The 2,206-nt window shown below is 38.1% G+C and carries 1 pseudogene; it reads right to left on the reverse strand.

Annotated features, from left to right (window positions below):
- Positions 1-2,206, reverse strand: a pseudogene (locus ACP5FO_RS07320) (hypothetical protein); the annotation flags it as partial.

A 2,206-nucleotide genomic window follows, 5' to 3' on the forward strand; every position in this document is an offset into this window, starting at 1 on the left:
TAAACTCCCACAACAAACTTGGGTTTTTGGGGTCTGTAACATCAAGTGCATAGTATGAAGAATAACCTGCACCGTTTGCATCACTTGGTGGATTTACACAACCACCAAGCCTCATACCTCCAATTAGGATTGTTTTCACACCGCTTGATGTAAAAACTCTAAATACAAAAGGTTCTAAATCATTAAAATATATATGTTTGCTTGCATCATAGTTTGGATCTGCTAAGTATTTTAAATACGGCAAGGAATTTTTTGGTATAAATGCCCAAAGCTCACTACCCACCTTGTCATTGCCATCAGTGCAGGTTATGTTTCCTTGACTATCTGTTGTAAATTTATCATCATTGCAAAGTTTTACTATCGTATCTTTTTGGTAGGTATTTATGGGCTGCCCCATAAGAAACGCATGCAGCATACCATCGTTTGCACCAGCAAATATAACATTGTAGGTTTTTGAAGCGTCGTTATAGTTAACTGCCTGCATAACAGCTGGAGACGAATATACAATATCACCAAGCTTCCAGACGCCTGTTGTACCACTTTGAGTAACGGTGCGATTTCTTGCGCCACTTATATCTGTGCCTCGTATATAGTTTATTAAATTAGTTGCTTGATTTGAGCTACCCAGATAGTCTGGCAAACTGCCAAAATAAGGACTTATTTTATTAAGATTAACACTACTAAAGTCTATTAAAGTTTTGCCATCAACTGTAGTATAAATAGTCCTTTTGTCTGGGCTTGTACTAAGCAAAACCGCGCCTGATTCAAATACCGGTGTGTTGTTGTCAAATACACTTGATGGGTTTGTGCCAAAAGTTATTGTAGGGTCTGTCGTGTCAAGCTGTTTGTTGCCATTGTCTGCTTTTAGCAAAGGCGCAGAACCAGGGCTCTGGTATAGCCACCATGCATATAGCTTTCCTACCCAAGAAAGTGTATTACCATTATCAAATGTTTTTTGGGGCCAAAATACAGATTGCAAAACAATAGAACCCTGATTGCTTGAGCTTGCAATGGCTGCAGATGAGCCAGATGAAACATTCTTTGCTATATCTTGAAATATCGCAGCAAGGCTGTTTTTTAGCTCAAGTGCATTGTTTGCACTAAAGGCTGTTGGAGGATTTGTTTGAGTTGGGTCTGGATTTGGCGTGTAGCAATAGCTGCCATATGCACCGTAATAGCCATAATCTGTATTTGAGCAATCATTATCACAACTTGAACAATTAGTAGGATATGTAGGAAAATTATTTGACCCATAAAGTGAAACATTCTTTAGTGCCTTAAAACCACAAGCACCGCTTCCGGTGCTTAAAAACATACCCACACTGTAGACTCTGTTTATCTTAAAATCTGTGTTATTTAGCGTCCTTTTAAATTTATTGTGCATATACCATGCAGGCTTTAGTGGATCACCACCTGTATTCCAATCACCATCAGACATCAAAATTACATAGTTATTGGCGCACTCTGCAGAGCAAAAATCACAGTTTTTTGTTATACAGTCTTGGTTGCAGGGCTGATACATAGGATCCTTCCATGTACCCTGGCCATAGCTGAAACCATAATTTCCGTATAAGTAACCTTGGCCTTTACAATCTGTACCTATATCTAGAGTGCCTTGATTAAAATAATCCAAAGCTGCTTTCATCGCTGGTCCTGTTGCCGTTGCACCACCTGGAGTTGCACCGTTTATCATTCTAATTAAATATGTATAAGGATAATTTGGATCAGTATTGCCTGAGCTATCATAATCGCCAATATATACTTTTTTTGTATCTACGTTTGACGAAAACATTTCTAAACCAACGCGGGGCTTAACATTTTTGGAATCGTTAGCTAAAGATAAAAGCAAAGAATTATTTATTCTACTAATTGGAGAAAGGATTTGCATACCATTATAAGATGATAATAAAATACCACCGCTTATGTTATCATTTGGGTTAGGAGTTCTTGGGTCGCAGTCTGAATCTGCAGATGAAGCAGATGAGCAATGCGCTGGTGAGCCTCCAGTTAATACCCACTGCAAAAGGTCAATGCGTGTCATATAGTGGTAATTTAGACACGATCCTTTATAGCTTCTATTAGAGTAAATCTTATCACTGCTATTTGGACATACAGCTACTTGAGCATTATTATTTATATACCAATAAGAACCATTGTAAGAATAAACGCTATTTGGGTCAAAATAGCCCTCTTCGTTTCCTTGATA

Source organism: Desulfurella sp., assembly GCF_049977265.1.
In the GTDB taxonomy this organism is placed as follows: domain Bacteria; phylum Campylobacterota_A; class Desulfurellia; order Desulfurellales; family Desulfurellaceae; genus Desulfurella.